The sequence below is a fragment of the Halioglobus sp. HI00S01 genome, assembly GCF_001635445.1.
GTDB classification, from domain to species: domain Bacteria; phylum Pseudomonadota; class Gammaproteobacteria; order Pseudomonadales; family Halieaceae; genus Halioglobus; species Halioglobus japonicus.
Map to the genome: position 1 here is coordinate 1 of NZ_LWEE01000341.1, position 262 is coordinate 262.

1 protein-coding gene is annotated in these 262 nt (G+C 61.1%); it reads right to left on the reverse strand.

Annotation, left to right across the window (positions count from 1 at the left end):
• Positions 1-53: 53 nt before the first annotated feature.
• A partial coding sequence (locus tag A3709_RS20870) for a helicase-related protein (RefSeq protein WP_255359774.1) occupies positions 54-262 on the reverse strand: 209 nt, incomplete at its 5' end.

Genomic DNA, 262 nt, shown 5'->3' on the forward strand with positions numbered 1-262 from the left:
GTACCGGCAGCCGTCGTGGGCGCCACATTGCTGTGGTGCCGAGAGCTGAATCGCTAAACGAGCAGCTCCGCAGGGGGGTAGGTGCACTCCAGCTTCGCGCCAAGCAAGGCCTCGAGGTCAGGCAGCAAGAATGCGTCGTCTTCACTAGCAAAACTGATAGAGGTGCCAGTGGCGCCGGCACGACCAGTACGACCGATGCGGTGCACGTAGTCTTCCGGATCCTCAGGCAGGTTGTAGTTCACCACATGGCTGAGCCCATCGA